This window comes from Pseudomonas sp. LBUM1678, assembly GCF_059695575.1.
The window spans coordinates 3,319,207-3,337,406 of sequence record NZ_CP166775.1; the positions used below are offsets into that span (position 1 = coordinate 3,319,207).

Sequence of the window (18,200 nt, forward strand, 5' to 3'; positions counted from 1 at the left end):
TCACGGTTCGCTCAGCACATGGGCATGGCCGATGGTCGAGACATGAACCGCACTGCCGGCGGGTGGCGCGTACATGCCGGAACTGCGCACCATCAATGATCGACCGTGCGGGTCACCGGCGACGGTAGGCTGCAACTCCACGGTCAAGGTGCAGGTGTTGCCGCTGAAATCCCGCTCGGTTACCACGGCGCGGCACCCGGCGACTTCGGTCGGACTGGGCTGGATGCTGACCAGTTGCAGTTGCTCGGGGCGCAGCATGATCTGCGCCGATTTGTTGTTGCGGTGGTTGTTGACCGGAATACGGCCCAGATCGCAATGGGCCCAACCGGCTTCGATCCGGGCGGGCATGACCACGGCATCCCCGAGAAACAGCGCGGTTTCTTCATCGTCGGGATAGCGGTAAAGGTCCAGCGGATGCCCCGACTGCACCAGACGACCGTCGCGCATCACCGCCAGCTGATCGGCGAACGACAACGCTTCACTCTGGTCATGGGTCACCAGAATGGTGGTGACGCCGGCGTCGCTCAGCAGCCGCGCGACCATTTTGCGCATGTCGCCCCGAAGGCCGGTGTCGAGTGCCGAAAACGGCTCGTCCAGCAACATCAAGCGCGGCTGCTGTGCCAGGGCCCGGGCCAATGCCACACGCTGTTGCTGGCCGCCGGAAAGCTCATGGGGCCAACGTCTGGCCATGCTCGAATCGAGGGCGACGCTGTCCATCAACTCAGCGATTCGCTGGTGCTTGGCGTCACCCTTGGTCGAAAGCCCGAATCCGATATTGGCGGCCACGGTCATGTGCGGGAACAGGGCGCCGTCCTGGGGAACATAGCCAATCAAGCGCTGGTGGGCCGGGATTTCATGGGTGTCGTCGACCAGCGTCTGGCCATTGAGCGACAGCTTGCCGGTGTCCGGGAATTCGAAGCCGGCGATCATCCGCAGCAATGTGGTTTTGCCGGAACCGGATGGGCCGACGATCACCGTTCGGCTGCCGGCGGGTACCGACAGACTGATGTTCTCCAGGGCTTTGTGAGCGCCGTAGGATTTGTAGATTGAATCGAGCTCAAGAGCGTTCATCGGCCAGCCGTTCGTTTGGATTGGTGATAAAGAAGTCCGGTCAACGGAAGCGACAGCAAAATCATCAGCAAGGCATAGGGCGCCGCGGCGGCATAGTCGATTTCGCTGGTCAGTGCCCAGAAACCGGTGGCCAGTGTGCGCGTGCCATTGGGGGCGAGCAGCAGGGTCGCGGTCAGCTCATTGGTGATCGCCAGAAACACCAGCGCGGCGCCGGCGGCAGCACCGGGCGCGGCCAGGCGCAGGGTGATCAGCCACAAGGCCCGCGCAGGCGAGCGACCGAGGCTGCGCGCCATGTTTTCCAGTTCTATCGGCGCCTGCGCAATGCCTGCACGCAAACTTACCAACGCACGGGGCAAAAACATCAGCAGATACGCCAGCAGCACCATGACAGTGGTCTGGTAAATCGGCCGGGCGAAATGGATGGTGATGGTGACCAAGGCCAGGGCCACAACGATCCCGGGCAACGAGCTGGTGATGTAGTTGCAGCTTTCCAGCAATCGTTGCAGCCGGCCCGGTGAGCGGATCGACAGCCACGCAATCGGGATGGCAGCGCAGGTGGTGAGGACTGCGCCGCAAATCCCCAGCAGCAGGGTTTGTTCCAGCGCCGGCATCAACTCCGCCAGGTCCCAGACTTGCGTGCCGCCTGCGATCAACCATTTGCCCAAAGTGATCAGCGGTACACCCAGTGCCAGTGCGCAGGTGCTGATTTGCAGCATCAATCCAAGCACGGTGGCTTGCGCGCCAAGACACACCAGCCGCTGCTCCCGTGCGCTGCCGGAGCCCACTCGGGCGTAACGCGCCGTACCGCGAGCGGCGGATTCGGCGGTCAGCATTACCAGGCAACACAGCGCGAGCACGCTGGCCAGCATGTGGGCGGCGGGGCCGTTGAAGGTGGATTTGAACTGATCGAAGATCGCCGTAGTGAAGGTGTCGAAGCGGATCATCGCGTACAGGCCATATTCGGCCAGCAAGTGCAGGCCCACCAACAAGGCACCGCCGCAAATGGCCAGGCGCAGCTGCGGCAACACCACGCGGAAAAAGATCGCCCAAGGCTTGAGCCCCAGGGATTCGGCGACGTCTTCGATCGCCGGATCGAGCCGGCGCAGGGTGGCGGCAATAGGCAGGTACAGGAAAGGGAAGTAGGCGATCACCGAGACCAGCACCCCGGCAAACAGCCCATGAATCGGTGGAACCAGGCTGACCCACGCATAGCTGTGTACGAAGGCCGGCACCGCCAGCGGCGCGGTGGCCAGCAACGACCAGCCACGTCGACCCGGCAGGTTGGTGCGTTCTGTCAGCCAGGCCAGGGCCAGGCCAAGCGCAACGCACAGGGGAATCGTGATCACCACCAGCAACACCGTGTTGATCAATAACTCGCCGACCCGTGGACGGAATACCAGCGGCACCAGCGTTGCCCAGCCGGTTTGTATCGACACGCCGATGACGAAGGCAATCGGCATCAGCGCCAGCAACGAAACCAGCACTGACAAACCGATCACCCACGCGCCACCGCGACCGGCGAAGACGCCACGGGCGCGGCGTCGCAGGTTATCGGGTATCGCCGTGGGGATACCCGTTGGCAGGGTTTCAGGCATCACTTAAAGCAGTCCCGCCTGAGTCATCAGCTCCACGGCTTTTTTGCTGTCGAGTTTTGAAGCATCGACCGCAGGGGCGTCGAGCTGCTGCAAAGGCACCAGTTTCGGGTTGGATTGTGCGTTTTTGCCCACGGCGTATTCGAACGATTTGCCGGTCCTGAGGATTTCCTGGCCGTCCTTGCCGGTGATCCATTTCAGCAATGCCTGGGCCTGTTCCTTGTGTTGGCTGGACGCGAGAACGCCGCCCCCCGAGACACTGACAAACGCACCGGGGTCCTTGTGCTTGAAGTAGTGCAGGGCGGTGTTCTTGCTGTTTTCGCCGGTCTTGGCCTGGTCGCCGAAGCTGTAGTAGTGATAGATCACGCCGCTGTCGACCTGTCCGGCATTCACCGCTTTGAGCACCGAACTGTTGCCGCGATAGGCGGTGAAGTTGGTTTTCATCCCTTTGAGCCACTCCAGCGTTGCCGCTTCACCCTTGAGTTCCAGTACGGCCGCGACGATCGCCTGGAAGTCGGCACCGGCCGGCGAAGCGCCCCAGCGACCTTTCCAGGCCGGGGTTGCGAGGTCCATCAGCGATTTTGGCAAGTCGGCTTCGGGCAGTTTGCTCGGGTTATAGACAAACACTGTGGAGCGCGCGGCGATCCCGACCCATTTGCCGTGGGCCGGACGATAAGCGGCATCGACTTGTTCCAGGGTGGCCGGCGCAACCGGTGCGAACAGCCCCGCGTTGTCTACCAGCACCATGGCCGGGGAGTTCTCGGTCAAGAACACATCGGCCGGAGAAGCGGCGCCTTCCTGCACGATCTGGTTACCCATCTCGCTATCGTCGCCATTGCGCACGGTGACCTTGATGCCGGTTTCCTGGGTAAAGCCTTCGACCCAGGCTTTCGTCAGGCTTTCGTGTTGCGCGTTGTAGACCACGATGCCGTCGGTGTCCGCTGCAAACACCTGTCCGGCGCTGAGCAGGGCAGTGGCCAGCAAGGCCGTTTTGAGGAATGAAGGGGTAGGGGTGATCATTCTGTCGGCAGCTCCAGTTCTTTTAGAAGGCATGCACGTCAATTCGCTGGCAAATCGATGCGAACCGTTTGCATGGTGCAAGTCGCAGGGAATGTAGAGCGCAAAATGAGAAAAAAACGTCAAAGAGACCGTTAATACATGTCATTTTCATTCAGATTAGCAGCGACTCGGCCCCTTGCCCGATGGATCTGAATCAAACGATGTCGTCATTGACTGGATGGGCAGCCTTTCGAAGCTCCGCCGGCAGCCTGACTGATCGCAGCGGCCAAACGCTTGACGTTGTTCTGATGCGCCGCCACCAACTCGTCAACGCTGGGCCCTGAAGGTGTCTGCAACGTGCTGCGGCAGGTCACCAGCGTGGTATCGCTTTCGCCGAGATCGCGCAGGCGCCATTTGACGTCAATCAAGGCGTATTGCCCGGGAATCGAGTCGAAACGCTGCACATCCAGGCGCACGGACAGTTTGCGCGCAGGATTGCTGTTGACCAGTTGATCGACCATGGCGCTGCGCAATTCATCCACGAGACTGGCGGCCCACCATTCAGTTTCGAGTATTGCCAGGCCGCTGTTGCCCTGGCGAATAACGATCTGCGGCCGATCGACCTGGGGCGGAACGCTGATGCCTTCAATCTGAATCTCTGCGGCACCACCCCTCGAATTGGCGCTCAATTGCGCTGGAATCAACGTGTGAAACTGGATCGGATCACTGCGGCAAGCGGTGAGCAGTAACAGCGCGGTGACCAAGGTGATCTTCAGCGATAAAGCCATGGGTGTTGCTCCTTTGGTCAGTTGCGCGGTGGCGCCTGCATATCTATTGGTGCGGCGTTGTTGGGCCGGCCGCGAATCAACGATTCCGGATGCCGCCCGAGGTAATCCGAGAGTTCACGCAAGGAGCGCGACATGCGCCCGAGTTCGTCCAGGGTCTGGGTCAACTGTTCCCGCTGCGGCGAGTCTTCGGCGAGCGTCGAACTGGCCGATTGCAACGTCTTGCTGACGTCGGCCAGGGTGGTTTGCACGCCGGGCAGGGTCTTGGCATTGAACTGGGTCAGGCCTTTGCGCAGTTCGACGAGGTTACTGTCCAGATTGCCGGCAATCCGCCCGATCGGCAGTTGATTGATCTTGTCGACCATGCCTTCAAGTTTTTCCTGCAACTGTTCGAGGCTGCCGGGAACGGTCGGAATACTGACCGGACGGGCACTCGGATTGAACGCGACTTTTTCGGCCTTGGGGTAGAAATCCAGTGAGATATACAGCTGGCCGGTCAGCAGATTGCCGCTGCGGGCCTGGGCGCGCAGACCGTTCTCGACGAAAGTGCCCATCAACCGCACACCCGCGGCTTCATCATTGGGATCATGATTCAGCGCCTGGAGCATTTTGGTGTGGGCCTGACCCAGGCGCTGCGGGTAGATCATGATCCCAACGTTGACCGGAAAGGTGCGTTTTTTCGCATCGAAATCCAGATTGATCGACACCACTTTGCCAAACTCCACGCCGAGGAACTCCACCGGGGCATCGACCTTGAGGCCGCGCAGGGCCTGGTCGAAACGCAGGCTCAGGTATTGACCCTTGCCACTGGGCGGGGCGAGGGCGGTTTGCTGATCGGGGAACAGTTCGTACGCATACTCTTCAGGCGCCGGTTTATCGCTGGGGCTGTACTCCGGCGCGCGGAAGGCGATGCCGCCCACCAACAGCGAGGACAACGACTCGGTCTTCACCGCAAAACCATTGGCGCCGACGCTGACATCGATGCCGCTGGCGTTCCAGAACCGGGTGTTTTCGGTGACGTAGGCGTCATTGGGGGAGTGAATGAACAGGTCGATGTTCACGCCTTTGCCGTCAGGGTCGAGGGCATAGGCCACCACCTGGCCGACCGGAATTTTTCGGTAATACACCGGCGAGCCGATATCCAGCGACCCGAGGTCCTGGGTGTGCAAGGTGAAGCGCTTGCCCGGCTCGCCATAGGTGATGGGCGGCGGGTTTTCCAACCCTGTGAAGTTCTTCGCGCGGTTGTTCGCCTGGCCGATATCGGCGCCGATGTAGTCACCAGAAAGCAGGGTATCGATGCCCGACACGCCGCCGGCACCGATACGCGGACGCACCACCCAGAATTGCGAGTCTTCGCGGGTGAAGCTTTCCGCCTGTTTGGCCAGTTTGATCGTGGCGTTGACACTCTTCTGGTCGTTACTCAGTTCCACGTCCGAGACATGCCCGATCACCACATTGCGGTATTTGACCTCGGTTTTGTTGGCGGTGAGACCACTGCCGGTCTTGAACGTGACCGTGATGGTCGGGCCTTCCTGCATGATGCTGTGGATTACCAGGGAAATCCCCACCAGTACCGCGACGATGGGCACGATCCAGACCAATGAGACGCTGAAACGACGAGTCTTGATTGGGGCCTGTCCAGGGGGCTGTGCCCCTTCAGTGGCTTGCGACTTCATCCATGGTCTCCTCGTTGTGTGGTTTATCCGACGGCTCTTTATCCCAGATCATTCGCGGATCGAAGCTCATCGCTGACAGCATGGTGAACACCACCACCAGACCAAAAAACAGAATGCCCGGGCGCGGTTCGATATCGGCCAGGGCTTGAAACTTCACCAGCGAAGCGACCAGGGCCACCACGATCACGTCGAGCATGGACCAGTAACCGATGACTTCGACGAAACGGTACAGCTTCGATCGTTCTTTGCGCGCCCACAGGCTGTCGCGCTGCACCGTGATCAGCAGCAGCATCAGGGCGCCGAACTTGATGCCCGGCACCGCGATGCTCGCGATAAAAATGATCAGGGCGATGTCCCAGGCGCCGTGCTGCCAGAAATCCAGCACGCCGCTCATAATTGTGCTGTCGGCGCCATTGCCAACCATTTTGGTGTTCATGACCGGCAACAGATTGGCCGGGATGTAAAACACCAGGGAGGCCAACAGGTAGGCCCAGGTCCGGGCCAGCGCGTTGGTTTTGCGTTGATGCAGCGGTGCGCCGCAGCGTTCGCATTCGTGAGGATGCAGGGTTATGTCACAGGCCAGTCCGCAACTGTGGCACAGGCACAGGTTGAGTTCGCTGGCGATCGGAGGCCTTGTCATAAGGTGTCCCACAGATCACGGACATCGCGCCCGGCGATGCGGATCATCATCAGGCTGAGCACGGCCAGGGCGAACAGGCCGATGCCGGGCAGCACATCCAGCAGCCCGGCGAGCTTGATGACCGCGACCATCGCCCCCAACAGACAGACTTCCAGCATGCTCCACGGCCGCAAGGTTTCCAGCCAGCGCATGCAGAATTTAAAACCGGGTGAGCGCCGGGAGGCGAGGGCGTAGCTCAGCACCCAGATCAGCAGCAACAGCTGGAAAATCGGTGCGATGATCATCGCGATTGCCGCCACCATGGCGATGAACGTAATAGGCCCAAGACTCAGGGCTATTACTGAATCCCAGAGTGTTGCACTGTTTTTCAGGCCTTTGAGGCTGATGCTCATGACCGGGTAGAAATTGGCGAAAATCCACAGCACCAACGCGGTCCAGGTCAACGCCAGGCGTTGCTCCACCGTCAGGCCGTTATAGCGCTGAAGCACGCCGCCGCAGCGTGTGCACAGGGTTTTTTGATGTTTGGCGAGCGTGACTTTTTCATACACGCAGTCGCAGTGCTCGCAGATGATCAGTTGGTCAGTCGTAGCCATAGGCCGCACTCGCCAGGAAGCAGGAAAGTCAGAGCACACCCTCAATATAGAAGTGCCTTGCGATTGAGCAAATCGAAAGGCCTAAACAATTCATTGGGATAGACGAGGACCTGTGGTCCGGGGGGGGCTTCTGTGGCGAGGGGGCTTGCCCCCGTTGGGTTGCGCAGCAGCCCCAAAAATCTTGGCAACTGTCAAAAATTTTGGGAGCGCTTCGCACTCCAACGGGGCGGTGCGGCGGTCCGACAAGCCCCCTCGCCACAGAAGCCCCATTGCCACAGGTTTTGCATACGGCTGATATTCAGCCAACCAACTCACGCAGGCGATACCAGAACATCCCAAGCGCCAGCAAAGGCGAGCGCAGCATCGGCCCACCCGGAAAGGTCATGTGCGGCACCGCGCTAAACACATCGAACCCTTTACTGTGCCCGGCATGGATCGCTTCGCCCAACAGCTTCGCGCACCAATGCGTCACGTTCAGCCCATGCCCGGAGTAACCCTGGGCATAAAACACGTTCGGGTGCTGACTCAAGCGCCCGACCTGCGGAAAACGATTGGCGGAGATGCCAATCCTGCCGCCCCACTGATAGTCGATGCGCACATCGCGCAGTTGCGGGAAGACCTTGAGCATCTGCGGGCGCATGTACGCGGTGATATCGGCCGGATCGCGCCCGGAATAGTGGCAGGCACCGCCGAACAGCAAGCGCCGGTCCGCCGAGAGCCGGTAGTAATCGAGGCCGACTTTCTGGTCGCACAACGCCAGGTTCTGCGGGATCAGTTGCGCTGCAACCTCAGGCGCCAACGGTTCGGTGGCAATGATGTAGCTGCCCGCCGGGAGCACCTTGCCGCTGAGTTTCGGTTCGAGTTCTTCCAGGTGTGCGTTACACGCCAGCACCAGACTGCCGGCGCGCACCGTGCCGCCGGCACAACGAACCTGCACCGTGCTGCCATGGATCAACTCCAGCACCGGGCTCTGCTCGAAGATCTGCACGCCAAGGGATTGCGCCAATTTTGCTTCGCCCAGCACCAGATTGAGCGGGTGCAAATGGCCCGAGCCCATGTCGATCAGACCGCCGGCATAGACGCCTGAATTCACCACTTGCTCGCGGATCTGCTCCGGCCCGACCAGGCGCGTTTCATGGGCGTAACCTGATTCGGCCAGACTTACCTGCTCCGCCTGGAACGCCACGAACTGTGCCTTGGTATTGGCCAGCTCGCAGAACCCCCAGCGCAGGTCGCACTCAATCCCGTGTTCACGGATGCGATTGCCCACCAGTTCCACCGATTCGATACCCGCACGCTCCAGATAGCGCACGCCGTCCTCACCGACGTAACGGGTGAAACCGCTGACGTCATGCCCGATGCCGCGGATCAGTTGCCCGCCATTGCGCCCGCTGGCGCCCCAGCCGATCCGCCGACCCTCCAGCAGAATGACCGAGAGCCCGCGTTGAGCCAGTTCGATCGCCGTGTTGACGCCGGTGAAACCGCCGCCGATCACGCAGACATCGGCCACAAGGTCCGAGGCCAGCGTGGGGTAGGGCGTCAGGCTATTGGCTGTCGCCGCGTAATAGGAATGTGCGTGTTCGTTATTCATTTGTTGGACTTCACTTTGCTCCAGGAACGGGTCATCAGTCGCATGATCGCCTGGGGCGGGGTGGTCGAAATGTAGAGTTTGTCGAGAACTTCCTGGGGTGGATAAACCTCAGGGTTGTTCACCAGCTCAGCGTCCATGTATTGCTTGGCGGCCGAATTCGGGTTGGCGTAGCCGACCGAGGCGCTGACCTTGGCAATCACTTGCGGATCCAGCAGGTAGTTGATGAAAGCGTGGGCGTCCTTCGGGTTGCCGGCATCGGCGGGAATCGCCAGCAGGTCAAACCACAAGTTACTGCCTTCCTTCGGAATGGCGTAGGCGATGTTCACGCCGTTCTTGGCTTCCTTGGCCCGGTTCGCGGCCTGGAACACGTCACCGGAATAGCCAAAGGCCACGCAGATATCGCCGTTGGCCAGATCCGAGACGTACTTGGACGAGTGGAAATAGGTGATGTAAGGCCGGATGCTCAACAGCTTGGCTTCGGCTTTTTTGAAGTCCTCGGGGTTCTCGCTGCGCGGGTCCAGGCCCATGTAATTGAGAATCGCCGGGAACACCTCATCGGCCGAGTCCATCATCGACACGCCGCACTGGCTGAGCTTCTTGATGTTTTCCGGTTCGAACAGCACCGCCCAGGAATCGATGCGGTCGATGCCGAGCACTTGCTTGACCTTGTCGACGTTGTAGCCAATGCCGTTGGTGCCCCACAGGTACGGCACGGAATGCTCGTTACCCGGATCGTTTTTCTCCAGCAGCGCCAACAGTTTCGGGTCGAGGTTCTTGAAATTGGGCAACTGCGCTCGGTCCAGCTTGAGGAACGCGCCGGCCTTCACCTGACGGGCGAGGAAGTGGTTAGACGGCACGACCACGTCATACCCGGTGCGGCCGGCGAGCAATTTGCCCTCAAGGGTTTCGTTGGAATCGAATACGTCGTAGATCACCTTGATCCCGGTCTTGGCCTGAAAGTCGACGAGGGTGGTTTCGCCGATGTAATCGGTCCAGTTGTAGACGCTGACGGTAGGCTGAGCCTGGGCAACGGCACTGAACAGCACGGCCAGCGCGGCCGGAACCATGGGTTTCAATAGACGCATTCGACACCTCTTCTAATTATTGGATTCTTCCGGCGTTTCTTTGGTGTTCGGGCGGCCGCCATCGCGAGCAGGCTCGCTCCCACAGGGGAATGCATTCCAAATGTAGGAGTGAGCCTGCTCGCGATGGGGCATCAACATCAGACACTAAGCATCAAAAACTCACGCTCCCAGGAGCTGATCACCCGCTTGAAGTTCTCGTGTTCGGCACGCTTGACCGCCACATAACCCCGTACGAATTTGTCGCCCAGATACCGTCCGATGGTTTCGCACTCTTCCATCTGTGTCAGCGCATCCTCGATGGTGATCGGCAGGCGCAGGTTGCGGCGCTCGTAGGCTCGACCTTGCACCGCCGCACTCGGCTCGATGCGCTCAACCATGCCCAGGTAACCGCACAACAAACTGGCCGCAATCGCCAGGTACGGGTTGGCGTCAGCCCCCGGCAAGCGGTTTTCCACGCGCATCGAATCCGGCGTGGAGGTCGGCACACGCAGGCCGACGGTGCGGTTTTCTTCGCCCCATTCGACGTTGACCGGTGCCGAAGTGTCCGGCAGGAAGCGGCGGAACGAGTTGACGTTGGGTGCGAACATCGGCAGCACTTTCGGGATGTACTTTTGCAAGCCGCCGATGTGGTGCAGGAACAGCTCACTCATGGTGCCGTCGGCATTGGCGAAGATCGGCTGCCCGGTGGCGATGTCGACCACGCTCTGGTGGATGTGCATGGCGCTGCCGGGCTCGTCGCCAATCGGCTTGGCCATGAAGGTCGCTGCGACGTTGTGCTTGAGCGCCGCCTCACGCATCGTGCGTTTGAACACGGTGATCTGGTCGGCCAGGTCCAGCGCATCGCCATGCCGGAAGTTGATCTCCATCTGCGCCGGGCCGTCTTCGTGGATCAGCGTGTCAAGGTCCAGGCCTTGCAGTTCGCACCAGTCGTAGACGTCTTCGAACAGCGGATCGAATTCGTTGGCCGCATCGATGGAAAACGACTGACGACCGCTTTCCGCCCGCCCCGAACGACCCAGCGGTGCCTTGAGCGGCAAGTCAGGGTCTTCGCAGCGCTGGGTCAGGTAGAACTCCATTTCCGGCGCGACAATCGGCCGCCAGCCTTTGTCGGTGTACAGCTGCAGCACTTTCTTCAGCACGTTGCGCGGCGACAGCTCAATCGGGTTGCCGAACTTGTCGAAGGTGTCGTGGATCACAATGGCGGTCGGTTCGATGGCCCATGGGATTACGTAGACCGCGTCCGCGACGGGCTTGCAGACCATGTCGATGTCGGCGGGGTCGAGCAGGTCGTAGTAGATGTCGTCGTCGACAAAGTCCCCGGTTACCGTTTGCAAAAGCACACTTTCCGGCAGGCGCATGCCTCGCTCATGCAGGAACTTGTTGGTGGGTGCAATTTTGCCGCGTGCAATGCCGGTCAAGTCACTGACCACACACTCGACTTCGGTAATCTTGTGATCTTTCAGCCACGTGAACAGCTGATCGAAAGGGACATTCATAAAGACCTCGTTATTGGTTTTTAACGCCGGGGAGGGCGGTTTCATCCACCACACACTTCCCCTGAGACGCGTTGACGACTATCTTGGGCGAGCCTTGCGGTTCCATCTATCCACTTTAAGCAGCACCAAAACGCACCAAATAAGTGCGTAAGGTCTTCATGTCAGCGTCCAGTCCGATCCATGTTCAAGCGTTCAACACCGACGATGTCGCCGCGCAAATTCGCGCCACGCCGGGTTGGGTCCAGCATTACCAGCAGATGTCGCCGGGGCATTTCGCCGGGCGCGTGCGCTACCTGGACCTGCAAGGCGTGGAGATTTACGAAGAGCAGATGAACACCCGGGTCGAACAGAATTTCAGTGCGCCTGAGGGTTCGCTGGCGTTCTGTTTTGATCGCAGCGACAACGCGCTGTACGTGTTGAATGGCGAAAGCCGCAACATCTGGATCACCCCGGAGAACTACCAGGAAATCGCCGTGGTGTTCGGTCCGGAGTTCGTGCAGCGTCACGGTTTGAATGTTGCGCGGCTGGAAGGGTTGTTCATGTCGCCGCTGAACTCGGGGCAGAACGCATTGTTCAGCCGCTGGTTGAGCGGCACCTTGACCCGGCTCGCCGAAACCCTCGACCCACCCAGCAAAGAAGCGCTGACTCAGCAATTGCTCGAGGATTGCCTGTACATCCTCGACAACGCCTGCGTGTGCCTCGATCGGGGCGGCCTGCAACGCCGCACCGAAGAACGCGCGGTGATGAAACGCATCGGCGAGTGGGCCGCCGATTCACCGGAAGAAACCCTCAATCTGATGGAGCTTTCGCAGGTGGCCGGGGTTTCTCTGCGTCAGTTGCAGCACGCGTTCAAGGCCTTCACCGGGATGACACCGACCCACTGGCTGCGCCTGCGCCGACTCAACAGCGCCCACCGCGAATTGCTCGCTCGAACGCCGAATGACACCACCGTTGCCGAAGTGGCGATGAATTGGTCGTTCTGGCATTTGGGGCGGTTTTCCAGCAGTTATCGGGCGTTGTTCAAAGAGTTGCCGAGCGAAACCCTAAAACGCACTAGTCAACGCTGATCGCACTAATAAAAGAAGCGGTTATTGCAAACTTGAAATTCTTGTACGAGTTCAGGCGTTTTCTATAATCCTCGTCTGTAGGTCATTTCCTGCAAGTGTGGCTCGATGTTTCGAGATTCTTCAATTCTGATATTTATTAGTTGAAGATCAATCAGTTACGTCATCTGTATTGTATTTAAGCTGATTTGAGTCAGGCGCAAAGGTCATCTAGGTTTCTGCTCGTCGATACAAGTCGTGTATCGATTTGAACGAACCGAGGCAAACACAATGACTGTGCTGTTGAATGAATCAGAAACCAGCCATGACCTTCCAAAAGCGGTACTGCAACTTATCTCGGGCGAGTTTCCCGGCGCGGCCCGCAGCGCCGGGATCTTTACCAAAGAAGATGTGATCCAGATAAAGCAGTATGTAAAAAAAGGCCTCGCGCTGCCCAGCGAGTTGCCGCAGGTTGAGTCATACCTGAAGTACACCCGCGTGGACATCGCCGGGCTGGAACCCAGCGATATCCAGGTGTTGTTCAAGAAAATCAGAATTCATGCCGCCAGCTGGGATGCGGTGGAAGACAAAATCGTCCAGCAAAGTATTGACCTGAGTTCCGCCGCCAAAAACATCGTCAGCAGTGGCAGCGAAATCATTTCCGTCATCAAGGAAATGCCCATCATGGACCGCGTCCGGACGACGTTGGGCGAGATGAGCCAAAACGATCTCGAAGGCATCCGCTATACGTCTGACGACGGCGAAGTAGCGTCTGCCGTGACGGAAATCATCGAGCTGATGAAGGTCGATATCAAACGCCAGCAAAGCGCGACCCAGGAGCTGAAAGATCGTCTGTCCAATTTCAAGATCGAGCTCTCGGGCGGCGAGCTGTCCGGGGGTAAACGGGTCTTTGGCTTGCAGTCCGAAGTGAAGGGCAAGTACGAATTGATGGAACGCAACAACTTGCTCGCATCCATCGCCAGTACCAAAGAAACGATCAAGGAAAAGAAGGCGCGGATCACCCAGCTCGACAAGGATTACGACTATTACGTCGGCATGTCGTTCTCGGGAGGACTGCCGATTTTCTGGCCGATTTCAGGTTCGATCTTCGGCCCGAAAGCCGAGACCGCCCGTAAAGAGCGCAATGCCCTTAAAACCGAGATCGACGCGCTGGAACTGGCCGTCAGTGGCAAGGAGAACTTGCAGAGCGCCATCGAAAGTTCCATGTCCAACTTCGGTGATATCGGCATCCGCATGGCCGGCGCTGAAGCGGCACTCAATATCTTGAACACGATGTGGCAAACCATTCTGAGCAAGGTTGATTCATCGGCCGATCAGTTCGGGCGCATCAACAACGCCTTGCGCCTGACCTCGTTTGTCGCCGAATTCGCGCAGGTGATCGATCCGTGGCGCGACGTAAAGAACACTGCAGGTGATTTGGTGACGGTGTTTAACGAAGCCCTCGAAGAATACAAAAAAACCTTCAACTGATTTGCCCAGCGGACAAAAGGATTATTGCCATGAGCAGCGTGACGCAGATCGACGCCCCGGTTATTCCGGTCATTGACGTAAAAAACATCATTCAAACCATTCGTGATATCTCCAGGCTGGCGAACTTCAGAAACGATCGGCCAGACGTGCTGCAGGAGCGAGCACATCGTGTGGTCGCGTATTTGAACAATATCGATACCGCCCTGCGTGAATCATTCCCGGTCTTGCTGACCGCACTGAACAACGCCTCCGGGCAACAGTGGTTTGAGGTGCTTGATGAATTGAATGGCGCCTTGGCCAGGTATGACCTGACCCCGGAAGATCGGGCGCTGGTGGTCGACGAACTGGCGAATGTCAAAGGTAACATCGAGGCGTTGCTGGAGGGCGTTGAGGCGAAATTCATCGCACGCTCGCGGCTGCTTGAGAGCGAAGTCCAAAGCCTTTACAAGATCGAAATCGGCGAGCACACAGATGAACCTCTGAAGGTCGCGCGCGACCGCAAAGCCAGGATTCTGGCCCAGCTTAATGATCACCACCTCAATAAAGCGACGTGCGTGGAGCAGCGGGACACGTTGATCAAGGCACAGGACGTGATTCGCGAATTCAACCTGGCCGACATGTACAAGAATTACATTCCTGACGGAAAAATATTGGACGGTCTGGACATGGCCAATCCGAAAAAGGAAGCCGTCAAACAAGGCATTGAACTGGTCAGGAAGGTACTGGGGGTGGTCTCTGACGGCATCAAATACACTCAGCTCGCGACCTCACGCAACAATCTGGACCTGGAGATTGAGTCAATTACGCGGTTGGTCGAAGGCCTCAATAACGAGCTTCAGAGTGCCGAAGACCTCTTTTCCGATATCAGCGCCGTCGCGGAAATAGGCCGCCGACGCAGGACTGCCGGTGAAGAGATCATTGTCGTGGCGGGTGTGTGGCGCGGGTTTTCAATGCACCTTGAGACGCTGAAAAACCTGGAATACAACCAGGCTGGGCTGTCCAGATTGCTGACGCGGTACAGGAATCATCTTGAGGGGCTGTCGGGGGACTACAACAGCACGCTGATCAACTAGGCCATTAAACGCAGCCTCGTTTCACTCGACAGCTGCTACAGGTGTGCGCGTTCCCCTGTAGGAGCTGTCGAGTGAAACGAGGCTGCGATCTTTTGATCTCAGACCGTAGCTGCTGGTTTCGCCAGTTCAATACCCGCCGCGCCCAACCGCTTGAGGATTTCAAACAGCAGATCACTCTTGGTCGTGCCGACGATTCTCGGGCTGCTGACGTAACCGGTGACCGTCAGCGTGATGCCATCGGGGCTCAGTTTGCTGAAGCGAACGAAGGGCGCCGGTTTATCGAGGATGGTTTCGTGCTCTGCGTAGGTGTCGTACAGCAGGTTTTGTACCTGCTCGGGATCGATGTCCAGCGGGAACACCAGTTCAAGTGTCGCCACCCCTTGTGCACTGCCGCCGAGGGTGACGTTGCGCAGGTTTTGTGAAATCAGTTGGGAGTTGGGCACGATGACGATCGAGCGGTCACTGAGTTGTATTTCGGTGGCCCTGACGTTGATGCGGCGGATGTCGCCTTCGACACCGCTGATGCTGATCAGGTCGCCGACCTTGACCGGGCGTTCGGTCAGGAGAATCAGCCCGGAGACGAAATTCTTGACGATTTCCTGCAAACCGAAACCGATCCCCACCGACAAGGCGCTGACGATCCACGCCAGGTTGGTCCACTTGATGCCCAGGGATGACAACGTCATCAGAATCACCAGGGCGTAGCCGATATTGGCGAACAGTGTGCTGAGGGAGGCACACATGCCGGGGTCCATGTCGGTTTTCGGCAGGAACTCGTTATCCAGCCATCGGCGCAGTGATCGGATCAGGTAGATGCCGATCAACAGGGCCAGTACCGCATTCAACAAGTGGCCCGGGATGATATTGAACTTGCGCAGGCCGTCGCCGCCGAGGATGGCAAACATCTGGGTGAATAGTTGCCCGAGCGTTGTGCCGACGCCACCCACAAACAGTGAAATGACGCCAAACAGCAGTAAAGCGGCGCGACCGGCCCCGGACAAGATGACCGACACTTGCTCAAGGCGCACATCGCCAATCCCGAGCAATTGTTTGAACGCCTTGCCGCTGGGACTCTTGGGTGAAAACAGGTACTCACAACTGTCTTTCAGCAATTGAGTCAGCAAGTAGAAGCCAGACAGGATGATAAATCCCCAGACCAGTTGGTAAGTGATGAACCTTGCCAGGGAGACATAGCCGATCAGCAGCGAAAGCATCGCGACAAAAACGGCAATGCCGGCAAACGAATAGATCAGGCCGGCGAGGGTAGTGCTTGATTCGGGTGCTTCACCGGTGGCTACCACCGCTCTTCGGGCTTTGCTGGCACGCCGGAACAACGCACCGATAATCAGCGTGACCACAAACGCGATCACCCCTCGGCCAAAGAGGATGGCGGGGGCGCTCATGCCGGTGACGTTGGTGATTTGTGCCAGGCCTACCAGAATCAGCAGCGTGACGGCCAATACCCTGGGGAAGGGCTTGATCGCCAGTGCCACGGGATCGGCGATAGCCGGCAGCCGCCAGGAGGGATGGTTGGTCGACAGCAGCGCCCGGCTCAGACCGGTAATCAGGATGCAGACATAGATGACTTTTTCGAATTCATCAGCAAAGTTCTGAATCAGCGGTGTCAACGGTAGTTGTCGAGTGAGCGCATAAAACAGCAGATGCATCGCACCGGCGGTGGTTAAAAGCGTGGCCACGACAGACGCCAGTGCGAGCGTACTTCGACGCAAACGTCCCTCAGGCATTCGATGAATGCAAAGCCAGGTCAGCCCGCGCTCTGCGACTCTTCGGCCCCAGGACCAAATGCCCACGGCCAGCACGATCAACAAGACGGCAAACAGGCGCTCGCCGGGTTGCCAGGCTGCCTTGATTGCGCTGGAGGCCTGCTGGATAAAATCGCTCAGGCGCTGGCGGTCCTCCTTGAGCGGATTAAACAACGGCGCCCAAAACGCCGACCCCAGAATACTGCCGCTGCGCAGCGTGACTTCGGTTTCCAGCAGGCTGCGTCGAATACCGGCAATTTGAGTGATGAGGCCGGCAGCATTGTTTCTAAGTGCCGTCAGGGTTTTAAGGTTGGAGTCGACTTTGGTCTTTTGCTCGGACAGATAGGTTCTTTGCGTCGAAATATCCGACTCCTCCGACCCGACATCCTCCGGTGATACCGGGCCCAACACATCAAGTTGGGCTTGCAGTTGCTTCTGTTCGGGCAGCAAGGATGACTGCAGACTATCCACATCATTGATAAACAATTGAACGGAGTCTTGCAGGCCGACCATCTGGGTGAGGTTATTGGCCAGCGAAATCTGTTGCTTGATTCGGTCAAGGCGGATTTGCAGGTTTTGCAGATCACTCTGGGAGACTGCAAACGACGAAGTGCCCGACGTCGCGGCTAGAGTCGCCGGTATGTCGGCGGCCGACAGCGCTCCGCCACTGGTTCCAAGCAGCGTGAGCACGACGAACATTATTGACTTCAATGCATTACGCATGGGAGTGCTCGACTCTGTTGTGGGTCGCTCAACCTATGAGGTTAGGCCATCACGCCAAAACGATCGAAAAGAATCCTGTTCACCGTCCGGATCCGGCAATACCACGCGGGGAGTGGATGCCGCGTGATCTACACTCTTGGTTGCTCAACAAGGCCCCGGGGAGGTCACCATGAACAAGCTTTCGTCTATTGGCCTGTGCGTTCTATTGTCGGTTTCATGCACCCGGGTCTGGGCCCAAACGGTCGTGCCGATGCAGGGACAGACCTCGCAACAAGCCCAACTCGATATTGATGACTGCCATGACGTAGCGCTCAGCCAGGGCACTACGGCGGCGCCTGCTGCAGGTACAACCGTGGCTGAACAGCCCGGGCGTCAGCATGACGAGTTTTATGAGGGGGGCGATGACGCCACGAGGCTGGCGTATACAAACTGTCTGCTGGGGAAGGGATATCAGGTGACCCCTTAAGGGGCGGGTTCAGGCCCTCGACTAGCAGCCTCAACAGAAAGAACATCCACAGAGAGCGGGTGCTGGGTGATCTACACTTCTTGTTGCTGAATCGAGCCCGTCATCAACCGTCA

15 protein-coding genes are annotated in these 18,200 nt (G+C 58.6%); 4 read left to right on the plus strand and 11 right to left on the minus strand.

Annotation, left to right across the window (positions count from 1 at the left end; translation table 11 throughout):
• The 10 genes from ACA070_RS15205 to ACA070_RS15250 form a co-directional block, all read right to left on the minus strand.
• Positions 1-1,071 carry an ABC transporter ATP-binding protein gene (locus ACA070_RS15205; protein WP_497451836.1) on the minus strand — a complete coding sequence of 357 codons (1,071 nt, stop codon included), beginning with the start codon at positions 1,069-1,071 and terminating at the stop codon, positions 1-3.
• Positions 1,068-2,666, minus strand: a complete 1,599-nt coding sequence (locus ACA070_RS15210) for an ABC transporter permease (protein ID WP_497451837.1) — start codon at positions 2,664-2,666, stop codon at positions 1,068-1,070. The genes ACA070_RS15205 and ACA070_RS15210 overlap by 4 nt, the downstream gene beginning before the upstream one ends.
• A 3-nt stretch (positions 2,667-2,669) precedes the next feature.
• Positions 2,670-3,683, minus strand: coding sequence for an iron ABC transporter substrate-binding protein (locus tag ACA070_RS15215; RefSeq protein ID WP_497451838.1), 1,014 nt, complete (start codon positions 3,681-3,683; stop codon positions 2,670-2,672).
• Between the two features lie 206 nt (positions 3,684-3,889).
• A complete protein-coding gene (locus tag ACA070_RS15220; protein ID WP_497451839.1) occupies positions 3,890-4,450 on the minus strand; it encodes a PqiC family protein in 561 nt (186 codons plus the stop codon).
• A gap of 17 nt (positions 4,451-4,467) precedes the next feature.
• Positions 4,468-6,123, minus strand: a complete 1,656-nt coding sequence (locus ACA070_RS15225; protein WP_497451840.1) for a PqiB family protein — start codon at positions 6,121-6,123, stop codon at positions 4,468-4,470.
• Entirely contained in the window at positions 6,104-6,763 is a 660-nt protein-coding gene (locus ACA070_RS15230) for a paraquat-inducible protein A (RefSeq protein WP_497451841.1), read from the minus strand. The genes ACA070_RS15225 and ACA070_RS15230 overlap by 20 nt, the downstream gene beginning before the upstream one ends.
• Entirely contained in the window at positions 6,760-7,356 is a 597-nt protein-coding gene (locus ACA070_RS15235) for a paraquat-inducible protein A (protein ID WP_497451842.1), read from the minus strand. Before ACA070_RS15235 ends, ACA070_RS15230 begins: the two co-directional genes overlap by 4 nt.
• 298 nt (positions 7,357-7,654) lie before the next feature.
• Positions 7,655-8,947: an NAD(P)/FAD-dependent oxidoreductase gene (locus tag ACA070_RS15240; RefSeq protein ID WP_497451843.1), complete on the minus strand. Its 1,293-nt coding sequence runs from the start codon at positions 8,945-8,947 to the stop codon at positions 7,655-7,657.
• On the minus strand, positions 8,944-10,032 hold the full coding sequence (locus ACA070_RS15245; protein ID WP_497451844.1) for a polyamine ABC transporter substrate-binding protein: 1,089 nt from the start codon (positions 10,030-10,032) through the stop codon (positions 8,944-8,946). The genes ACA070_RS15240 and ACA070_RS15245 overlap by 4 nt, the downstream gene beginning before the upstream one ends.
• Before the next feature lie 137 nt (positions 10,033-10,169).
• Positions 10,170-11,528: a glutamine synthetase family protein gene (locus ACA070_RS15250; protein ID WP_462027219.1), complete on the minus strand. Its 1,359-nt coding sequence runs from the start codon at positions 11,526-11,528 to the stop codon at positions 10,170-10,172.
• Positions 11,529-11,686: 158 nt separating this feature from the next.
• Between ACA070_RS15250 and ACA070_RS15255 the strand changes: the two genes are divergently transcribed.
• From ACA070_RS15255 to ACA070_RS15265, 3 genes are all read left to right on the plus strand, one after another.
• Complete coding sequence (locus tag ACA070_RS15255) at positions 11,687-12,595, plus strand: helix-turn-helix domain-containing protein (RefSeq protein ID WP_497451845.1); 909 nt, start codon at positions 11,687-11,689, stop codon at positions 12,593-12,595.
• Positions 12,596-12,862: 267 nt separating this feature from the next.
• Positions 12,863-14,062, plus strand: a complete 1,200-nt coding sequence (locus ACA070_RS15260) for an alpha-xenorhabdolysin family binary toxin subunit A (protein ID WP_497451846.1) — start codon at positions 12,863-12,865, stop codon at positions 14,060-14,062.
• Between the two features lie 29 nt (positions 14,063-14,091).
• Positions 14,092-15,135: an alpha-xenorhabdolysin family binary toxin subunit B gene (locus ACA070_RS15265; RefSeq protein ID WP_497451847.1), complete on the plus strand. Its 1,044-nt coding sequence runs from the start codon at positions 14,092-14,094 to the stop codon at positions 15,133-15,135.
• 98 nt (positions 15,136-15,233) lie between these two features.
• Here the strand turns inward: ACA070_RS15265 and ACA070_RS15270 are convergent, their stop codons facing one another.
• Positions 15,234-17,621: a DUF3772 domain-containing protein gene (locus ACA070_RS15270; RefSeq protein ID WP_497451848.1), complete on the minus strand. Its 2,388-nt coding sequence runs from the start codon at positions 17,619-17,621 to the stop codon at positions 15,234-15,236.
• A 169-nt stretch (positions 17,622-17,790) separates the two neighbouring features.
• Here ACA070_RS15270 and ACA070_RS15275 point away from each other — a divergent pair, with 169 nt between their 5' ends.
• Entirely contained in the window at positions 17,791-18,087 is a 297-nt protein-coding gene (locus ACA070_RS15275) for a hypothetical protein (protein ID WP_497451849.1), read from the plus strand.
• The last annotated feature ends 113 nt before the right edge of the window (positions 18,088-18,200 follow it).